This is a genomic window from Fictibacillus barbaricus (assembly GCF_014635025.1).
GTDB lineage: Bacteria > Bacillota > Bacilli > Bacillales > Fictibacillaceae > Fictibacillus > Fictibacillus barbaricus.
In genome coordinates this window covers 216,223-234,145 of the sequence record NZ_BMCE01000003.1, presented here as the reverse complement: position 1 = coordinate 234,145, position 17,923 = coordinate 216,223, and the positions used below count along the sequence as shown (strand labels likewise).

Annotated in this window: 20 protein-coding genes and 1 pseudogene; 7 read left to right on the top strand and 14 right to left on the bottom strand. The window is 41.1% G+C overall.

Annotation, left to right across the window (positions count from 1 at the left end):
• Nucleotides 1–95: 95 nt before the first annotated feature.
• The 6 genes from IEV52_RS19395 to IEV52_RS19370 all read right to left on the bottom strand — a co-directional run bounded on the left by IEV52_RS19395 (nucleotide 96) and on the right by IEV52_RS19370 (nucleotide 6,846).
• Entirely contained in the window at nucleotides 96–1,700 is a 1,605-nt protein-coding gene (locus tag IEV52_RS19395; RefSeq protein ID WP_188404212.1) for an ABC transporter substrate-binding protein, read from the bottom strand.
• Nucleotides 1,701–1,756: 56 nt separating this feature from the next.
• Complete coding sequence (locus tag IEV52_RS19390; RefSeq protein WP_188404211.1) at nucleotides 1,757–2,731, bottom strand: ABC transporter ATP-binding protein; 975 nt, start codon at nucleotides 2,729–2,731, stop codon at nucleotides 1,757–1,759.
• Nucleotides 2,706–3,716 (bottom strand): ABC transporter ATP-binding protein, encoded by a 1,011-nt coding sequence (locus IEV52_RS19385; protein ID WP_188404210.1) that lies wholly within the window; start codon nucleotides 3,714–3,716, stop codon nucleotides 2,706–2,708. The genes IEV52_RS19390 and IEV52_RS19385 overlap by 26 nt, the downstream gene beginning before the upstream one ends.
• 200 nt (nucleotides 3,717–3,916) lie before the next feature.
• Complete coding sequence (locus IEV52_RS19380) at nucleotides 3,917–5,659, bottom strand: ABC transporter ATP-binding protein (RefSeq protein WP_188404257.1); 1,743 nt, start codon at nucleotides 5,657–5,659, stop codon at nucleotides 3,917–3,919.
• 109 nt (nucleotides 5,660–5,768) lie between these two features.
• Nucleotides 5,769–6,296 carry a nucleoside tri-diphosphate phosphatase gene (gene ntdP, locus IEV52_RS19375; protein ID WP_188404209.1) on the bottom strand — a complete coding sequence of 176 codons (528 nt, stop codon included), beginning with the start codon at nucleotides 6,294–6,296 and terminating at the stop codon, nucleotides 5,769–5,771.
• Nucleotides 6,297–6,675: 379 nt separating this feature from the next.
• A complete protein-coding gene (locus IEV52_RS19370) occupies nucleotides 6,676–6,846 on the bottom strand; it encodes a gamma-type small acid-soluble spore protein (protein ID WP_188404208.1) in 171 nt (56 codons plus the stop codon).
• Between the two features lie 141 nt (nucleotides 6,847–6,987).
• Here IEV52_RS19370 and IEV52_RS19365 point away from each other — a divergent pair, with 141 nt between their 5' ends.
• The gene (locus tag IEV52_RS19365) at nucleotides 6,988–7,212 is read left to right on the top strand and encodes a hypothetical protein (RefSeq protein WP_188404207.1); all 225 of its coding nucleotides are present in this window, start codon (nucleotides 6,988–6,990) and stop codon (nucleotides 7,210–7,212) included.
• A 291-nt stretch (nucleotides 7,213–7,503) separates the two neighbouring features.
• Here the strand turns inward: IEV52_RS19365 and IEV52_RS19360 are convergent, their stop codons facing one another.
• The 3 genes from IEV52_RS19360 to IEV52_RS19350 form a co-directional block, all read right to left on the bottom strand.
• On the bottom strand, nucleotides 7,504–8,175 hold the full coding sequence (locus IEV52_RS19360; protein WP_308464586.1) for an SDR family NAD(P)-dependent oxidoreductase: 672 nt from the start codon (nucleotides 8,173–8,175) through the stop codon (nucleotides 7,504–7,506).
• Between the two features lie 78 nt (nucleotides 8,176–8,253).
• A complete protein-coding gene (mutY, locus tag IEV52_RS19355; RefSeq protein ID WP_240460750.1) occupies nucleotides 8,254–9,369 on the bottom strand; it encodes an A/G-specific adenine glycosylase in 1,116 nt (371 codons plus the stop codon).
• Between the two features lies 1 nt (nucleotide 9,370).
• Nucleotides 9,371–9,685: a hypothetical protein gene (locus tag IEV52_RS19350; RefSeq protein ID WP_229754380.1), complete on the bottom strand. Its 315-nt coding sequence runs from the start codon at nucleotides 9,683–9,685 to the stop codon at nucleotides 9,371–9,373.
• A gap of 36 nt (nucleotides 9,686–9,721) precedes the next feature.
• On the opposite strand from IEV52_RS19350, the gene IEV52_RS19345 reads away from it, so the two are divergent.
• Nucleotides 9,722–10,723: a metal-dependent hydrolase gene (locus tag IEV52_RS19345; RefSeq protein WP_188404205.1), complete on the top strand. Its 1,002-nt coding sequence runs from the start codon at nucleotides 9,722–9,724 to the stop codon at nucleotides 10,721–10,723.
• A gap of 13 nt (nucleotides 10,724–10,736) precedes the next feature.
• Here the strand turns inward: IEV52_RS19345 and IEV52_RS19340 are convergent, their stop codons facing one another.
• Entirely contained in the window at nucleotides 10,737–11,003 is a 267-nt protein-coding gene (locus IEV52_RS19340; protein ID WP_188404204.1) for a YfhJ family protein, read from the bottom strand.
• A 101-nt stretch (nucleotides 11,004–11,104) separates the two neighbouring features.
• On the opposite strand from IEV52_RS19340, the gene sspK reads away from it, so the two are divergent.
• Both sspK and IEV52_RS19330 read left to right on the top strand, forming a co-directional pair.
• Nucleotides 11,105–11,260, top strand: a complete 156-nt coding sequence (gene sspK, locus IEV52_RS19335) for a small, acid-soluble spore protein K (RefSeq protein WP_066286185.1) — start codon at nucleotides 11,105–11,107, stop codon at nucleotides 11,258–11,260.
• 11 nt (nucleotides 11,261–11,271) lie between these two features.
• Nucleotides 11,272–11,423: pseudogene (locus IEV52_RS19330) on the top strand (YpzG family protein).
• A 33-nt stretch (nucleotides 11,424–11,456) separates the two neighbouring features.
• Here IEV52_RS19330 and IEV52_RS19325 read toward each other — a convergent pair.
• Entirely contained in the window at nucleotides 11,457–11,768 is a 312-nt protein-coding gene (locus IEV52_RS19325; RefSeq protein ID WP_188404203.1) for a YfhH family protein, read from the bottom strand.
• Between the two features lie 69 nt (nucleotides 11,769–11,837).
• Here IEV52_RS19325 and IEV52_RS19320 point away from each other — a divergent pair, with 69 nt between their 5' ends.
• Entirely contained in the window at nucleotides 11,838–12,509 is a 672-nt protein-coding gene (locus IEV52_RS19320) for an SDR family NAD(P)-dependent oxidoreductase (RefSeq protein WP_240460751.1), read from the top strand.
• Here IEV52_RS19320 and recX read toward each other — a convergent pair.
• The 3 genes from recX to IEV52_RS19305 form a co-directional block, all read right to left on the bottom strand.
• Nucleotides 12,496–13,311, bottom strand: a complete 816-nt coding sequence (gene recX, locus IEV52_RS19315; RefSeq protein WP_188404202.1) for a recombination regulator RecX — start codon at nucleotides 13,309–13,311, stop codon at nucleotides 12,496–12,498. The two genes, IEV52_RS19320 and recX, sit on opposite strands and share 14 nt — an antisense overlap.
• A gap of 120 nt (nucleotides 13,312–13,431) precedes the next feature.
• On the bottom strand, nucleotides 13,432–13,638 hold the full coding sequence (locus IEV52_RS19310; protein ID WP_205723980.1) for a YbdD/YjiX family protein: 207 nt from the start codon (nucleotides 13,636–13,638) through the stop codon (nucleotides 13,432–13,434).
• Nucleotides 13,635–15,737: a carbon starvation CstA family protein gene (locus IEV52_RS19305; RefSeq protein WP_188404201.1), complete on the bottom strand. Its 2,103-nt coding sequence runs from the start codon at nucleotides 15,735–15,737 to the stop codon at nucleotides 13,635–13,637. Before IEV52_RS19305 ends, IEV52_RS19310 begins: the two co-directional genes overlap by 4 nt.
• A 106-nt stretch (nucleotides 15,738–15,843) precedes the next feature.
• Between IEV52_RS19305 and IEV52_RS19300 the strand changes: the two genes are divergently transcribed.
• Together IEV52_RS19300 and IEV52_RS19295 are read left to right on the top strand one after the other, a co-directional pair.
• A complete protein-coding gene (locus IEV52_RS19300) occupies nucleotides 15,844–16,737 on the top strand; it encodes a TIGR01777 family oxidoreductase (RefSeq protein ID WP_229754379.1) in 894 nt (297 codons plus the stop codon).
• A 30-nt stretch (nucleotides 16,738–16,767) separates the two neighbouring features.
• Complete coding sequence (locus IEV52_RS19295) at nucleotides 16,768–17,898, top strand: amidohydrolase (protein ID WP_188404200.1); 1,131 nt, start codon at nucleotides 16,768–16,770, stop codon at nucleotides 17,896–17,898.
• Nucleotides 17,899–17,923: the final 25 nt, after the last annotated feature.

Genomic DNA, 17,923 nt, shown 5'->3' with positions numbered 1-17,923 from the left:
CTCTTTCTCTGAAGAATTACTAGTAAGCTAGGGTTTAAGCTTCTATTGCAAAAAAAGGGGAGCAGGCTATATAAGGCCATACTCCCCGCCATACCTTATTCGAAAGATGTATCCGCGAAAGACTGAGATCCCGTTGGATGTGGAATAAATCCTTTAATCTTGCTAGCTCCAGCTAACTGCGGCTTAGAGTGAACAAGTGGAACCCATGGTGCATCTTCATGGATAATTACTTGAGCTTGTTTGTAAAGTTCAGCACGCTTGTCTTCATCAGCTGTCGTTTGAGCTTCGATTAAAAGCTTGTGAACGTCTTCGTTCGCATAACGAGAGTAGTTGTTGGAATCGATCGTGTCCTTATCAAGAAGCGTATAAAGGAAGTTATCCGCATCTCCGTTATCACCTGTCCAACCTAACATGAACATTGGTGCTTCACCTTTTTGAACTTTCTCAAGGTAAGTACCCCACTCAAATGTTACGATGTTCGCTTTAATATTCACTTTTGCAAGTTTCGCTTGAATAGCTTCAGCTACTTTTTGGCCGTTTGGCATGTACGGACGTGCTACAGGCATTGCCCAAAGGTCCATCTCAAAGCCTTTTTCTAAACCAGCTTTTGCTAAAAGTTCTTTAGCTTTTGCTTCATCATATTCACGGTCTTGGATTTCATCGTTGTATCCAGCGATTGAAGGAGGCATCGGGTTTTTAGCCGGCTCTGCTGTTCCTTCATAGAAGTTGTCGATGATCGCTTGCTTGTCGATCAAATGGCTGATCGCCTGACGAACTTCTTTCTTATCAAATGGTGCTTTTTCAACGTTGAATCCTAGGTAACCAACGTTCATAGAAGGACGTTCAAACATTTGAAGTTTGCCGTTATCTTGAACTTTTTTCATATCAGAAGGATTAAGTGCATCCATTAAATCGATCTCGCCTTTTGTTAGAGCATTTAGACGAGAAGAGTTATCTTTGATAACTTTAAAAGTTACGCCATCAAGTTTTGGAAGATCTTTTACCCAATAATCTGTGTTTTTTTCAAGAACGATCGTATCATTTGGCTTCCAGCTCTTGAATTTAAAAGGTCCAGTACCTACTGGCTGTTTGCTCAGCTTGTCCCCATCCAGAGATTTCGGGCTCGCAATCGCAAACGGGCTCATGGCTACGTTCTTCAAGAATGGTGCTTGCGGCTTGTTCAATGTAATAACTACTTTGTAATCGCCATCTGCTTTTACATCTTTGATAACGTGGCCTTCGTCACCTTCAAATCCACCAAACATAGATCCGTAGTATGCGAACTTTTCGCCATCTTTACTTTGTGCCCAGCGGTCAAAGTTCTTAACAACAGCGTCAGCATTGAACTTTTCGCCATCATGGAATTTAACGCCTTCTTCAAGCTCAAACGTGTACGTTAAACCATCTTCAGAGATGTCCCACTTTTTCGCAAGACCAGGAACGATCTCTGTGCTGTCTTTTGCATAGTTTACTAGCGGCTCATAGATTTGTTCTGTAACGATGAAAGATTCACCGTCTGTAACAATCGCTGGATCAAGGGCAACAGAGTCCCCACCGCGTCCATAGATCATTACATTGTTCGGATCGACTTTGTCGTCGTCTCCACCGCTGCTGCTGTCACTGCCTGATGAACACCCTGCCAACGCAAGAGACAAAGCAAGCATTAATGCAAATAAAGTCCATAAACTTTTCTTCATCATCTTTCCCCCAGTTCTCATTTTAGTAATGCCTATTTTTATATGTACGTGCGTGCCGTTTATTCGTATAAATGGCACGCAGCGTAGTGGCCTTCAGCAACTTCTTTTAATACTGGCTTTACGGATCCGCAATGATCCATCGCTGCAGGACACCGTGTATGAAACGGACACCCAGCAGGCGGATTTGACGGACTTGGAACATCCCCTTGGAGAATAACCCGGTCCTTTTGATGATCCACATCCGGAATCGGAACAGCTGATAATAATGCTTGTGTATATGGATGCTTCGGGTCATCGTATAGCTTTTCACTATCAGCAAGCTCGACGATATGCCCCAAATACATAACTCCCACTCTATCACTGATATGGCGTACTACTCCGAGATCATGCGCGATGAACAAATACGTAAGATCGAATTCTTTCTGTAGATCCTGTAAAAGGTTCAACACTTGAGATTGTATGGAAACATCTAGTGCTGATACGGGCTCGTCCGCGATAATGAGCTTTGGATTCACGGCAAGTGCACGTGCAATTCCGATACGCTGTCTCTGCCCACCTGAAAATTGATGAGGGTAGCGCTTCGCGTGCCAGCTGCTAAGGCCTACAACTTCCAGCAATTCTTTTACTCTTCTCTTACGTTCCGCTTTATCTTTTACACCATGAACGATTAATGGTTCTTCTAAAATCTTCTCAACCGTATGGCGCGGATTAAGCGAGGCAAAAGGATCCTGAAACACCATCTGCATCTCACGGCGTTTCTTTCTCATTTCATTTGTCGATAATTTCGTGATGTCTTCGCCTTCAAAGTAAATCTTTCCTTCTGTTGGTTCCAACAGTCTTAACAGCATACGTCCTGTTGTGGACTTGCCGCATCCGCTTTCTCCTACAAGGCCAAGGGTCTCCCCTTTTTTAATAAAAAAGGAAATACCGTCTACAGCTTTTACTTCGCCGACTGTTTTGCTTAATATTCCGCCTTTGATCGGAAAGTGCATCTTCAAATTTTCAACTTTAACTAATGGCTGTGTCTGACTCATGCAAGTTCACTCCTTTTCCGTCCTCGTAAAGCCAGCACCTAACTTGATGACTGCCTCCATGAGTATTAAGTTGAGGAGTTTCGGCAATACACCTTGTTCCTGCATGTTCACACCGCGGAGCGAAAGAGCAGCCAGTCGTAATGGAACCCGGTTTCGGGACATTGCCTGGAATTGAATAAAGTCTTCCTACCTTCTCCCTCATATCCGGTACTGATTTAATCAATCCAACCGTATATGGATGCTTCGGGTCTTGGAAGATGGTTTTGACATCTCCTTCTTCCACCACTTTTCCAGAATACATAACAACAATGCGTTCGCACATTTCAGCAACCACACCTAAATCATGTGTTATCATCATGATGGCGGTATCGGTTTCTTTGTTCAAGCGTTTCATCAGATCTAAGATTTGAGCCTGAATCGTTACATCCAAGGCGGTTGTAGGCTCGTCCGCTATAAGAAGTTTTGGATCACAGATCATGGCCATTGCGATCATGACACGCTGACGCATCCCTCCGGATAACTGATGAGGATATTCTTTTACAAGTTCTTCAGCTCTTGGAAGTCCAACTAGCTTAAGCATTTCAATGGCTTTACCCATTGCTTCTTTTTTTGACCATTTTCTATGTATGCGCAGTGATTCAATAAGCTGCTCACCGATTGTGATAACCGGATTCAAGCTTGTCATCGGCTCCTGAAATATCATTCCGATCTCATTGCCTCTTATTTGCCGCATTCTTTTTTCTGGTGCAGAAGCAAGATTTTCGCCTTTAAAGAGAATCTCTCCTTCGATCTTCCCAGGCGGGGTGGGTACTAGTCCCATAACAGAGAGGGACGTTACGCTCTTCCCACAGCCAGATTCCCCCACAATACCTAGTACTTCACCAGGATTGACATGAAAATCGACACCGTCCACTGCTGGAATTGCTCCATCTTCTGTCAGGAAAGAAGTTCTTAAGTTCTTAACTTCTAAAACAGGATTTCCCATGAGATCTCACTCCTTTCTCTAAGCTGTCAAATTCCCTAAATTATTACTTCTCTGTTGAGAATTATGACACTACTCTGACATTTTGACAATAATTAATTTTCAGAATGTTCGACAAACATGTCTTTTGTCGCGGTTCCTTAGTAGGGTTTTTATTAAATTTACGCACAAAAAAGACCGGCATCTGCCGGCCCTTTTCTATATTAGTTAAGTTGCTGGACCGTAAATAAATCATAATAGGGTCCTTGCTTTTGCATTAACTCTTTATGCTTACCCATCTCAACAATTCTCCCGTGATCAATTACGATAATGCGATCTGCATGAGTGATGGTCGATAGCCTATGTGCGACAATAAATGTCGTTCTATCTTTTGCGAGCTTCTCTAGTGCTTCTTGGATTAAATGTTCACTCTCTAGATCCAGAGCAGATGTTGCTTCATCTAAAATAAGAATCGGCGGATTTTTAAGGAACACTCTAGAGATGGCGACACGCTGCTTTTGCCCACCAGAAAGCTTAACACCTCGCTCGCCAATCTTTGTGTCGTATCCATCAGGAAGGTTCATTATAAAATCATGTGCGTTTGCCGCTTTAGCCGCTGCGATCATTGCGTCATCAGAAGCATCAGGATTCCCCATCAGGATATTTGCTCTAACTGATTCGCTAAATAGAATGTTATCTTGCAACACCATTCCGATCTTATCTCTTAGGGTTCTGACTTGAAATTCACGAATATCGGTTCCATCCAGTTTAATGCTGCCTTCTGTAACATCATAAAACCGTGGTATCAAGCTTATTAATGAAGACTTACCGCCTCCACTCATACCGACAAGCGCAATCGTTTCTCCAGGCTCCACCGATAATGATACATGATGCAGCACATCTGCTTCCTCCTCATTATATGTAAACGAAACATCCTCGAAATCCAAGGCTCCTTTTACGGATTTTAAAGGTTTTGCATCTGGAGAATCCTCAATGTCGTACGACTCATCCAAGAACTCAAACATCCGATCCATGGAGGCTACAGATTGTGTCAGTGTTGTAGAAGAATTGACAAGTCGTCTAAGCGGGTTATACAACCTGTCCATATATGCAACAAAGGCTACTAGAGCACCTATTGAAATATTGCCTCTGATCGCTTGATAGGCTGCAAACCCGATAACGAGCAGTGGCGCGATATCTGTTACGGTATTCACAACAGAGAACGTTTTGGCGTTCCATTTTGTATGGTCCATCGCACGATTTAAAAAAGTGCTGTTACGCTTATCAAACTGAACCTGTTCATGGTCTTCCAGGGCAAAACTTCTGATGACGGACATCCCTTGTACACGTTCATGAAGATGGCCTTGAACTTCAGCCAATGCTTGTGAACGGTCTTTCGTTAATTGGCGCAGGCGTGCGTAGAAAAATTTTACCGAAAACCCGTAAACCGGAAGCATGGATAATGCTACAATAGTCAGCCAAAAATCCATAGAAAACATGATGGCTATAGCAATGATAATCGTGGCCATATCAAGCCAAACATTCATAAGCCCTGTGATGACGAATGTTTTTGTCTGCTCAACATCGTGGATCACCCTAGAGATGATCTCCCCCGATTTGTTGTTAGAATAAAACCGAAGACTTAAGCGCTGAATATGATCGAACATCTTGTCACGGATATCGTACAATATTTTACTGCCGACCCACTGGGCGTAATACTGTCTCCAATATTCGATAGGCGGCCGCAGCACGATAAATATGAGTGCTGCTCCACCCATCAGCCAGTAGAGTTTATTGAGTTTCTCAGCAAGGGGCAGGGACGTTTGAATAATATCATCAACCACATATTTTAGGATAAGAGGTGTTAACAAAGGTATTCCAAACTTAAATAGACCTATAAGTATGGTCCAGAATATTTGCCATTTGTACGGTTTTACAAACGTTAAATATCGCTTAATACTATCCATTACTATCACACCATTTCTGTAAATCATAAAAAGAAAACTTGGCAAATCGCCAAGTTAACCTTCGTTTAAAAAGGATAAAACCTGCTGACTATTCAACAGGTTTTCCCTTTTATCGGAATTCTAAATATCTTTCATACCATTGTTCCACAAATCCAGGTTCAAATGGCCCCTTTTTTTGTGTGACCATCAAGATCAGTTCTTGAAGGTTCTTTTGAATGATGGCATCGAGCTGACTCGGATACCTCATCATTCTTTTGTGCAGTTCATACTCATCTTCATCTAGTAAGATATAAGTTCCATCTGGAAATACTTTAATATCTAGGTCATAATCAATATATTTCAATGCTTCCTTGTCCCACATAAAAGGTGATCCCAGGTTACAATAATAATAAATACCATCTTCTCGAATCATGCCGATCACATTAAACCATTGCTTTGCATTAAAGTAACAGATTGCAGGTTCTCTCGTTCGCCACTGACGACCGTCAGATTCAGTAACTAATATCCGATCATTACCACATATCACCTGACTTGGAGTACCTTTTAAAATAACAGTATCTTCCCAGTTTCGATGAAGATAGCCATTATGTTTGTAGCTTTGAATATTGATTATACTTCCGGTTGCAGGAAAACTCATCTCTCTCTCCTTTCTGCCCGAGTTCCGGAAGCTAATGTTACCTATTGAGTTGTTAACTCTCCTTCCTTTTAAACCATTTTTCGGTAATTCACCAGCTCCATAAATAAACCTCGTTCTTCATTTTTTCAATTATTTTCATTCCCGATCATTACCTTCTTACAAAACACACGCTTTTTTTCTCTTCTTTATTATATCGTTTTAAGAATAGTTTGGAAATGTACTTGTCCCTGTTTTATTAAAAAAAGCGCCTTTTTTCAAATAATTTCACTCGCCATTAGTATTCCCACCGGTTATGTATAGAAAACGTAGTGCTTTTTAGAAAATGAAGAACAAACCAAAAAATGCTCCCTAGCGATTAGGGAGCATTTCTGGATAGAGGTTATTGTTGGTTCTTACGTTGTTGAGATTGTTGGTTCTGCTGACGAACTTCTTGTGCGCTAGTTTCGCTAGCAAATTCAGTTCCGAAAGCTTGACCAGCTTGAGAAGCTTGATTTTGTTTACGAACTTCTTGAGCGTTTGTCTTAGAAGCTTGTTGTTGTTGTTTGTCCATGTTTTTTCACCTCCACGAAATATAATTTACCCGGGGTTACAAAATTTTATAAGCTGAATTTTTATTAGATATTTCCAGTATTAAAAAATCAAAAATTGGGGGATAAATGAATGATTACACTATTTTTAAGGAGGGATACACATGTATGTTGGACGAGATATGACAGAATTGAGCATGACAAGTAAAGGTGAATGGAAAGACGAAGAGCTTGCTTACTTCCACCATTCACTGCAGCAGATGGCTCCTTATTTAAACGAAGAAGGAACAAGTATTCACAGAGAGATCATTAAAGAAATAGAAGCACGCGGCGGTTTGAAGCGTAACGAAGCTGATTGGACGCACGGGACAGAGGTTAAGTACGATTGAATAAAAGAGAGATCCCCAGGAGGCAAGTGAGCTGGGGATCTAATTTCGTTTTCCGCTCATAAATTTCGTTTTCCGCTCATAAATTTCGTTTTCCGCTCATAAATTTCGTTTTCCGCCGCTCATAAATTTCGTTTTCCGCTCATAAATTTCGTTTTCCGCTCATAAATTTCGTTTTCCGCTCATAAATTTCGTTTTCCGCTCATAAATTTCGTTTTCCGCTCATAAATTTCGTTTTCCGCTCATAAAAACAAGCCCCTGCGCTTCGCTGGGGCTTGTTTTTCTTCATTTTCATTAAAAATTACTATAAGACTGGCCGCCATCCACGTTTAACGTACTGCCCACTACCCAAGACGCTTTTTTCGAAGCCAAAAATACGACAACATTGGCCACTTCTTCCACTGTTCCGAATCGACCTGCAGAAATATGTTCCTCAACAAAAGCATTTATTTTAACTGGATCACTTTCTAATCTTTTTTTCCAATTGCCGGTCTCATGCAGAATAGAACCAGGTGCTACTCCGTTTACACGAACACCTTTTGTGATCATTTCATCACCAAAGGATTTCGTAAAGGAAATCATCGCTGCCTTACTCGCGTTATACGTAGGTTTGCCTCCAGATTCTCTGCCAAAAATGGACGAAATATTTATAATTGCTCCATCCTGATTACCAATCATTACCTCAGCCACTCTCTTGCTTAAGTCCACTGCCGATAAAAAATTCAGGTGCATAGCCGATTCAAACTCTTTCATGCTTGTTTCCATAACCGTGGATCCATTACTGCCGCCTGCATTATTGACCAAGACGTCAATCGTTCCAAACTTCTCAAGAAAATCACTTACAATGCGTTCGCGATCATCTGCATTCGTCACATCTCCCTGAAAAATTTCAATCCCCTCTTTTTTAGCAGCTTGCAAATCATCCATGTTACGTCCAACAATCCCTACTTTTGCACCTTCATCCAAAAATGGCATAAGCAATGCCTTGACCTATACCTTTAGAGCCGCCAGTTACAAGGACCGCTTTTCCTTCAAGTTCTAAGTTCATAGGATGATCGCCTCCTTAATGAGCCGAATAATTTTTTGGTGTGAAACGGGAAACGGGTACTTCTCAAGCTCGTCCACCCTAACCCATTTCCAATCAGCAGGCAGATTCTCACCTTTAAATCTAACCTTTCCTTGCCAGAGTTGAATCTCCCATTTCAGATGAGAAAAGACATGCTCGATGTAGCCTGCTCTTTCCTCTAATTCCACTGAAGCGAGAATAGTTTCTTCTACATAGCTCCCCAATGCTTCAGTTTCAGCATTTTTATTTTCACCCACGTATTCTGTGTTTGGAAATTCCCACATGTTAGCAAGAAGCCCTTCAGAAGGTCTTTTATGGATCAGTAAACGGCCATCTTCACCAGCCAATATCCCCGCTGCCATCTTTGCAGTTCGAACCTTTGTTTTTCCAAGTTTGATTGGCAGTTCATTTTGCTTTCCTTCTTCAAAACCTTTGCACAGGTCTCTCATCGGACAAAGCAAACAAGCTGGTGATTTCGGTGTACATACCAATGCTCCTAGCTCCATCAGACCTTGGTTAAAAGAAGAAGGATCTTCATGTGAAATCAGCTCGCGAACAGCATTCTCAAAGATCACGCGAGTTTTTGGCTTGCTTATATCCTCTTCAATTAACAGAATTCGTGATAAAACACGCATAACGTTTCCGTCAACTGCTGGTTCAGGGATTCCATACGCTATACTTAAAACTGCACCAGCCGTATAAGGACCAACGCCCTTTAATCCGGCAATCTCTTTAGGTGAGTCAGGTACTTTTCCTGCATAAGTTTCGCATACTTCTTTTACTGCGGTTTGTAAGTTTTGAACTCGGGAATAATAACCTAAACCCTCCCATGCCTTCAAAACGGTTTCCTCATCTGCGTAAGCCAGGTCTTGGAGCGTAGGAAACAGGGCAGTGAAGCGTTCGAAATAAGGAATTACCGTATCTACTCTCGTTTGCTGAAGCATGATCTCTGAAACCCAAACGCGGTAAGGGTCTTGGTTTTCCCTCCAGGGCAATGTTCGTTTGTTATCGTTGTACCACGTCAACAAATGGTCTTGAAATTGTTTCACATAAGAAGGATCGAGGGAAAATATACTATTACTTATTGTGTTCAATTTATAGATCTTCCTTTATAGTCATTTTTTCAAACGCCCAGCAATGGATTTTCTCCAAACCACCTGTCACAAATGGCTCGATTGAAGAGAAAACAGGGTGTCCTGAAGTTGTTCGATATTTCTTAATGGTATCATACGTTGATTTATCTTTAACTTGGAAACATTCTACATACAGTGACGGTTGATCTGCTGCTTTAAACCACTGTATCTCAGACGCTCCGCAAACTTTAAGTTCTTTTATCACAGAGGACATTTGCGTCTCATAAGATTGAATGGTATCCGGATTTACTTTATACTCCATAAAAACTGTAATCATCATTATCACTCCATTCCTACATAGGAGGTGGTCGCCTTGGATACAGGCACACATATTGTGATGGGGCTGGGATTAGGCGGATTAGCGATGCTCGACCCTTCAATTGCTAATGATCCAGCGACATCCCAAGCCGTTCTTGCAGCGACATTGGTCGGTTCCCAAGCCCCTGATTTTGACACCATACTAAAATTAAAAAACAATGCGGTTTATATCCGTAATCATAGAGGCCTTACTCACTCCCTGCCAGCTCTTGTTATCTGGCCTCTGCTGCTCTTTGGTATTATTTCTTTATTTGTTCCTGAAGCCGATAATGGCAAGCTATTTCTGTGGACCGCCATAGCTGTTTTTCTGCATGTGTTTGTAGATATTTTCAATGCTTATGGCACACAAGCCTTATATCCTTTATCAAAGAAATGGATTGCTTTAGGCGTTATCAGTATTTTTGATCCATTTATCTTTTTCCTGCATATCGCAGGACTCCTACTCTGGTATGTTGGTGTAGACCCCGGCTACACGTTTTTAACCGTTTACGTAATCCTTGTTATTTATTACGTGATCCGGATTATCGCACGGCAGCGAGTTAACTCAATCGTTTTAAATAAGATACCAGAGGCAGAAGAAATTTATGCCAGCCCAACTATACGCTGGGGACAATACCACCTAGCCATTAAATCTAAGCATGAATTCTTCGTAGCAGGATTAAAGAACGGCAAAGTAACCGTATGGGATACGTTTGATCGTCTACCTGTCCCAAAATCAAAATTGATAGATGCTGCTAAACGAGATAAAAATATATCAGCGTTTCTTTCATTCTCCCCTGTTCACAGGTGGGAAGTTGAAAAGAACGATCATGGCCATATGGTGCAATTTATTGACCTTCGTTATAGAAGTAAAGGGCATTATCCTTTTGTCGCAATGGTTCAGCTGGATGAAAACCTAAATATTATTACTTCTTACACGGGATGGGTGTATTCGGAAGATCGACTGAAAAAGAAAATGGACTTTTCTCCGATGGACCTTATTAACAACAATGAATAGTGAAGAGACGGGCTTAGTTAACAGGCCCGTCTTTTTTGATGAATCTTTGAAATTTTGGATTGTTTGAGAAGTACTCATGAAGTTTGTGTCCATAGGAAGAAATAAGCTGGGTCACCATTTTCTCTGTTACATCTTGCCCTTCATATTCCCATCCTGCTTTAGCACGAGTGGACTCAAAATCTTCCCATAAACCTTCCACCCATTCCCTTGCTTCTTCATAACTAAGGGTCGGGTTCGTTTTATGCAGTTGTTTCGCCAATCGGTCAAAACGCTCTTCCATTATTCTCCCTCCTTATCCAATTTTTAAAGAAAACCCCGTCACATAAAGGGTTCTTTAACGTTTCATACTAGGTGAGAACCGATTTAAAGGAGGTAAGTCAAATGAGAAACAAATCGAAAAACTTCCCTAATCGGATCTCCTTCTCAGGTGAGCCGAGAGCAAAAGAAGAGTTCTCTTCTAAACGGCCAGATGGATCCACTCGCGACCATCCACAGGAGCGAATGTTTTTATCCAATCAACACCGAGATGACCAGTAACTCTTGCGGTTATGAATTTCATTCTGGGGGATGAATCAGATGAACAAAATTCTGACCCCTTTCACTCACCGCGTGCCAACCCGAAGCATGCCAAGTGAACGGGGAGACCCAGCAAGCATTAAATAACTATGTGCTTGAAATTCAAACACGTAAGCGTTCATAGTGACGAATAAAGAAGCGGTGAACAATCGCTTCTTTATTTAACTTCAAGTACAGAAATCGGCAAGGCTTCTAACGTACTTTGTTTATTTTTGTAACCCCATGCAAAAATACCATTTAAGTACAGAACAGAAAACGTAGAGCCAGGATCTCCCTGTATGCCATACTCTTTCCCGCTCTCAATGGATGAAGGATCCATCAAGTAGCATTTACCAAGGGCGATCTTTCTTTCATAAACAGCATACTCACTTACCATGCCCATTTGTTCTGCTTTTTGTGCTTTTGCTCTAAGCGCTGCGATTTCACCTTTAATTTCAGCTTCTGTCATCTCGCTGAACCTTTTTTCCATTTGAATACTTCCCTTCTTTTCTGTACCCTAATACTTGCTTAAGATTTATATTACATAGGAGTGATCTTCTTGAATAAAACGGTAATTATCACCGGCGGCGGTTCTGGCCTCGGTCTCGCATTAGCGCGTCAATATCATAAAAACTTTAACGTCTGCCTTATTGGACGGACAGAAACAAAATTAAAACAAGCTGTTAAAACCTTTACCAAAACTGATAAAAAAGTTACTTATAAAGTTTGCGATGTTACAAATGAGGAACAGGTGCTGAATGTATTACAATCTATTTTTACGAATGAACAAGTACATTTATTAATTAACAATGCTGGAACAGGCATCTTTCAGCCGTTGGAATCACTTTCCGAAAAAGATATTAAATGTATGATTGAAACCAACATTTATGGCACCATCTATCCAACAAGAGCAGCTCTCCAACTATTTAAGAAACAAGGCTACGGTAAAGTAATGAACATCATTTCTACTGCAGGCTTACGCGGGAAAGTGAATGAGTCTGTTTATTGTGCCTCTAAGTTTGCCGTAAGAGGGTTTACCGAGAGCCTGGTTAAAGAGTGGGAAGGTTCAGGCATTTATCCTACTGCCGTTTACATGGGCGGGATGGATACACCGTTTTGGGATGAATCCGATCATATCAAAGACCGTTCCCGTTTGAAGTCTCCAGAAATGGTCGCAGAACTGATTTATGAAAAAGATGACAATCGAGGAGAGATCTTTATAGACCGTTAAGCTCGTCTCCGCTTAGCAGTTCAGAAATAACCGCTGAATCAAAGCCTTTGCTGTACAAAAACCGTTTCATGCGAGACTCATACTCATATCCGCTGTACTTCTTGTACTTTTGATGTGCCTTTCTTGCATGAACGAGCAGGGCTTCTTTTTCATCCTCTGGCGATTGATTGATCTTAGCCTCTTGAAAAGCCTGTTCAATCACTTCCCACATGAAACCTTTTTGCTGCAGCTGCTGGGCTATCCTTTGCTTTTGTTCCTTTTCAGAACGCTTCGCTCTGCTTGAAAATTGTTTTTGTATATACTTCACACTAGCTTCTAGTTGTTCTTGGAAGCTGTACTGATCTAATGCCTCTTCCGTTTGGTTATCACTAATTCCCTTTTTCTTTAACTCTTGGCGAATTGCACCAGGACCTTTAAAAGAAGTGTTCATACGGCTTTTAACGAGTGCATCTGCAAAGGTTTTATCATTTACGAAATCGTACTCGGACAACTTATGGATTACTCTTTTAATAGTGGAATCAGGTACTTCTTTCTTCTGTAGATAAACTTCGATCTCATGCACAGTCCGCATGCGATAAGACAAATAATGAAGAGCCTTATTAAACGCTTTTCGGTAGGCATCTTCTTCTAGTATCTCTTCCCATTCTCCTTCATCGATCTCCATACCTTTTTGAAGCTGAAACTTTATTAAAACATCAGCATCTACGCTAAATGCAAACTCTTCCTTTGGACCCTTTTGAATAAATACATTAAATCGTTCATCATTTTTTTGCTGAGCAGAAATCCTTGTTATGACAGCCATCTACCCACCTCTTTTCACTGAATAGTGTACCATAATTCGTTTTTTTATTATAAAAAAGCATCCTCCCTGTTAGAGAAGATGCTTTTGGTGAAAGTGCAGCCTGCACTTGTTTTTCGCTTATCAACAGCGTTTTGCATTTGCTCCATATTTATTCTCGAGCAATTCTGCAAAGAACTCTTTTTCAGTAGGTGGGGTCCGATCAGGATGATTTTCTTTTAGATGTTTTACATAAGCTTGATAATCAGGCAGGTTTGAGATTCCCTTTCCAATATATAAAATGATCCGAAAGATGTTCCTTACCCATTCCCAAGCAGCTTTAAAACTCACGAAACATCACCAAGCTTTGTTTGTACAAACGGCTCTTCCGATGTCTCTAAAGGTTTTTCACTCTTGATCGCTTTGTACCAAATCCTCATTGCATCAATCAGCACTCCTAAAATGAGAAGCATAAAGATTGCTGTTAAATAAGCGTTCAATGTGTTATTGAAAACAAGGCGTTCGGCGGCTTCAATAGAAGGTACTGTTGGCGGCAAGTTCCCGCTAGCTGCAGCTTCCTTCATCACCTCTGCTTGTTTTAAGAAACCGATCTTTGGAATATCGGAGAATATCTTTTGCCAGGCGGCATAGAAAGTTACAATCATTAACCAAGTAAGCGGAACCAGTGTAACCCATACAAACTTCTTTTTACCCATTTTCAAAATAACTGTAGTTGCAACAATAAGAGCAATAGCAGCTAACATCTGGTTTACAATACCGAATAATGGCCATAGGGTATTGATTCCGCCCAACGGATCAGTAACACCAACTACTAAAAAGTAACCCCAGCCAGCAACAACAAGTGCACTTGTAAAATAAACAGCAGGCATAGAATCTGTCTTTCGAAGCGGCTTAAATACTTGACCTAAAAGGTCCTGAAGCATAAACCGACCTACCCGCGTACCTGCATCAATAGTGGTTAATATAAACACGGCTTCAAATAATATCGCAAAGTGGTACCAGAACGCCATCAATTGAGGTCCTCCGATTACCTGTGAGAAAATTTGTGCGATCCCAACAGCAAGGGAAGGTGCTCCTCCCGTTCGAGAAAGAATTGATTCTTCATCAACGTTTTTAGCTAATTCGTTAATTTCATCAGCAGAAACCGTGAATCCCCAAGAGGATATTGTTGTTGCTGCAGTCGCTACATCAGTACCTATCGCAGCTCCTGGTGAGTTGATCGCAAAATAAATTCCAGGAGTTAAAAGTGTCGCAGCTACCATAGCCATAATCGCAACAAAAGATTCTGTCAGCATCCCCGCGTAACCAATCATAGGGGCATGCTGTTCATTTGCAATTAATTTAGGAGATGTTCCTGAAGAAATTAAAGCATGGAAACCTGAAATAGCTCCACAAGCAATCGTAATGAACAGGAATGGAAATAGGTTCCCAGCAAATACAGGCCCCGTTCCATCAATGAATTTAGTTAGAGCTGGCATTTGAATTTCAGGCATAACAATCAAGATACCTAATGCCATCATTCCGATTACCCCAACTTTTAAGAACGTACTTAAATAGTCTCTCGGCGCTAAAAGCATCCATACAGGAAGAACTGATGCTAAGAAACCGTAAACAATCAGCATCCAAGCCAATGTTTCTCCATCAAATGTAAAAAGAGGTGCCAGAGTTGGAGAATCAGCCACCCATTGTCCGCTGATCAAAGCGAATACTAATAACACAAAACCAATAATAGACGCCTCTCCTACTCTTCCCGGACGCAGATAGCGCATGTAAACGCCCATGAATAGTGCAATTGGGATCGTCATCGCAATTGTGTAAGTACCCCATGGACTGGATTTAAGTGCATTAACAACAACCAGTGCAAGTACAGCAATCAAAATAACCATAATAGCAAAAACACCGATAAGTGCTAAAATACCGCCAACTGGTCCTATTTCTTCTTTTGCGATCTGACCGATTGATTTACCTCTGCGTCTCATCGAAATAATTAAGATAACAAAATCTTGAACGGCCCCGGCCAGAACTGCTCCGACAATAATCCAAATGGTCCCCGGAAGATAACCCATTTGAGCAGCTAATGTCGGGCCGACAAGGGGACCAGCTCCTGCTATCGCCGCAAAATGATGTCCGTACAAAACCCATTTGTTTGTTGGGACATAATCTTTGCCATCTGTGTATCTTTCAGCAGGTGTAGCATTATTTTTGTTAAGGCTGAATATTTTTGTTGCAATAAAGCGGGCATAAAAACGGTAAGCAATAGCATACGTACACAAAGAAGCAACAACAAACCAAATTGCGTTGATCTTTTCATCCCGCTGCAGAGCTATGATCGAAAGCGCGATCCCCCCTGCTAAAGCTATTCCAATCCACAAAAGCGCTTTCAAAAACGGGTTCTTCTTTTTTGCAGGCACATTTCTCTGAAGCTCCATTTACGTTCTCTCCTCCTCAATAGTGGTACTATAGTATGTACAAGTTGAATTATAACAAATATTCTTAATTTTTAAATAAATATAATTTGAAAGAGGTGGATTTTTTTTGAAAAGGATCTTAATAAGCGGTGGTACAGGCTTTGTCGGAAGTGCTTTAACCAAACACCTTAAATCACTTGGAGATGAAGTCTATATTCTGACAAGAAAAGAAAGACAATCTCAAGCACAAGGTGTGAACTATATACAATGGATGGGCAGCAAAGAACCAAAACTCCCACAAATTGATGCTGTTGTTAACCTTGCAGGAGAATCCATTAATGGAAGATGGACAGACGAAAAGAAAAAAGCCATTTTAAACAGCCGTTTAAAAGTAACCGAAGAGCTTTTAAACCTTGTTGGAAAAATGCCTCAAAAACCTTCCGTTTGGATAAATGCATCTGCCATCGGATATTATGGAACATCTGAAACACAAGTATTTACAGAACAAACGGAGGAACATGGCTCAGATTTTTTAGCTGAGGTTGTAAAAGCGTGGGAAACAAAAGCAAAAGGGGCAGAATCTCTTGGCATAAGAACGGTGCTTACAAGATTCGGACTTATTCTTGGACGAGACGGAGGTGTTCTTCCTCAGTTAAGTCTGCCCTATCGTTTTTTTGCTGGGGGAACTGTTGGCTCTGGTGATCAATGGGTGTCGTGGGTGCATATTGATGATGTAGCGGAGTTGATAAGGGACGTAATAGAGAACGCACAGTATACAGGTTCTGTAAACGTAACATCTCCACATCCCGTTACCATGAGAGAATTCGGGCAAGCAACTGGTGACGTCCTGCACCGCCCGCATTGGCTTCCGGCACCCTCCTTTGCATTTAAACTCCTTTTTGGAGAAATGAGCATGCTGATATTAAAAGGACAACAAGTAGTACCTGAAAAAGCTCAAAAGCTAGGGTTTCACTTCACCTACCCTCATATAAAGGGGGCTTTACATGATTTGTTACAATAAAAGTAAAAATAATTTATTAGGTGACACATAATGAAAACATTAATTCAAAATGCGAAAGTCTATCCAATCACAAGCAGTGAACTGCAGCAAGGAGATGTTCTTGTAGAGAACGGTAAGATCTTAGCTGTGGAGAATCATATAGAACCTACATCTGAAATGGAAGTTATTTCAGCTAAAAACCTTCATCTCCTTCCTGGATTTATTGATGTACATACTCACTTAGGACTTTACGATGAAGGAACAGGCTGGGCTGGTAACGATGCGAATGAAACCCATGAAGTCTTAACTCCTCATATCCGTGCGATCGATGGATGTCATCCGCTAGATATCGCCTTTAAAGATGCTGTTAGATTCGGAGTAACTACTGCACATATTATGCCGGGGAGCGCGAATGTAATAGGCGGTACTACTTCGGTTATAAAAACACACGGCCATGACATCCGGAAGATGATTATTAAGGAAACAGCAGGCCTTAAGATCGCACTAGGAGAGAACCCTAAACGAATTCATAGCGGTCGTCACAACGATTCGATCACTCGTATGGGAATCATGGGGATGCTTCGTGAAGCTTTTTATCAAGCAAAAGATTCAGCTTATCAGGATAATTTGCGTGTTGCTCCCATCGCAGCTGCTTTGAACCGTGAAATCCCCGTCCGCATTCACGCTCATCGTGCTGACGATATTCTTTCTGCAATCCGTTTTGCAGAAGAATTTAACTTGGATTACCGCATTGAGCATTGTACAGAGGGGCACCTAATCGCTGATTCCTTAAAAAATTTAAATCTGAAAGCAAGTGTAGGTCCAACTTTAACAAGAAAATCAAAAATTGAATTAAAAAACAAAACATGGGACACCTACCGTATACTATCCGAAAATAACGTTGAGGTTTCAATCACGACAGATCATCCTTACATCCCTATTCAATATTTAAACGTTTGTGCTGCAATCGCTGTCCGAGAAGGATTAAGCGAGAAAAAAGCATTAGAAGGAATCACGATAGCACCCGCTCGAAACCTTGGTATAGAGGATCGAGTCGGAAGTATTGAACCGGGTAAAGATGCTGATCTATCACTTTGGACAGAGCATCCTTTTCACTTTTCTGCAACCCCAGTTATGACCATGATTGACGGAGAAATAATTTACAAAAAATCTACAAAATAACTATTTTCTTTTTTAGAAAAATGTC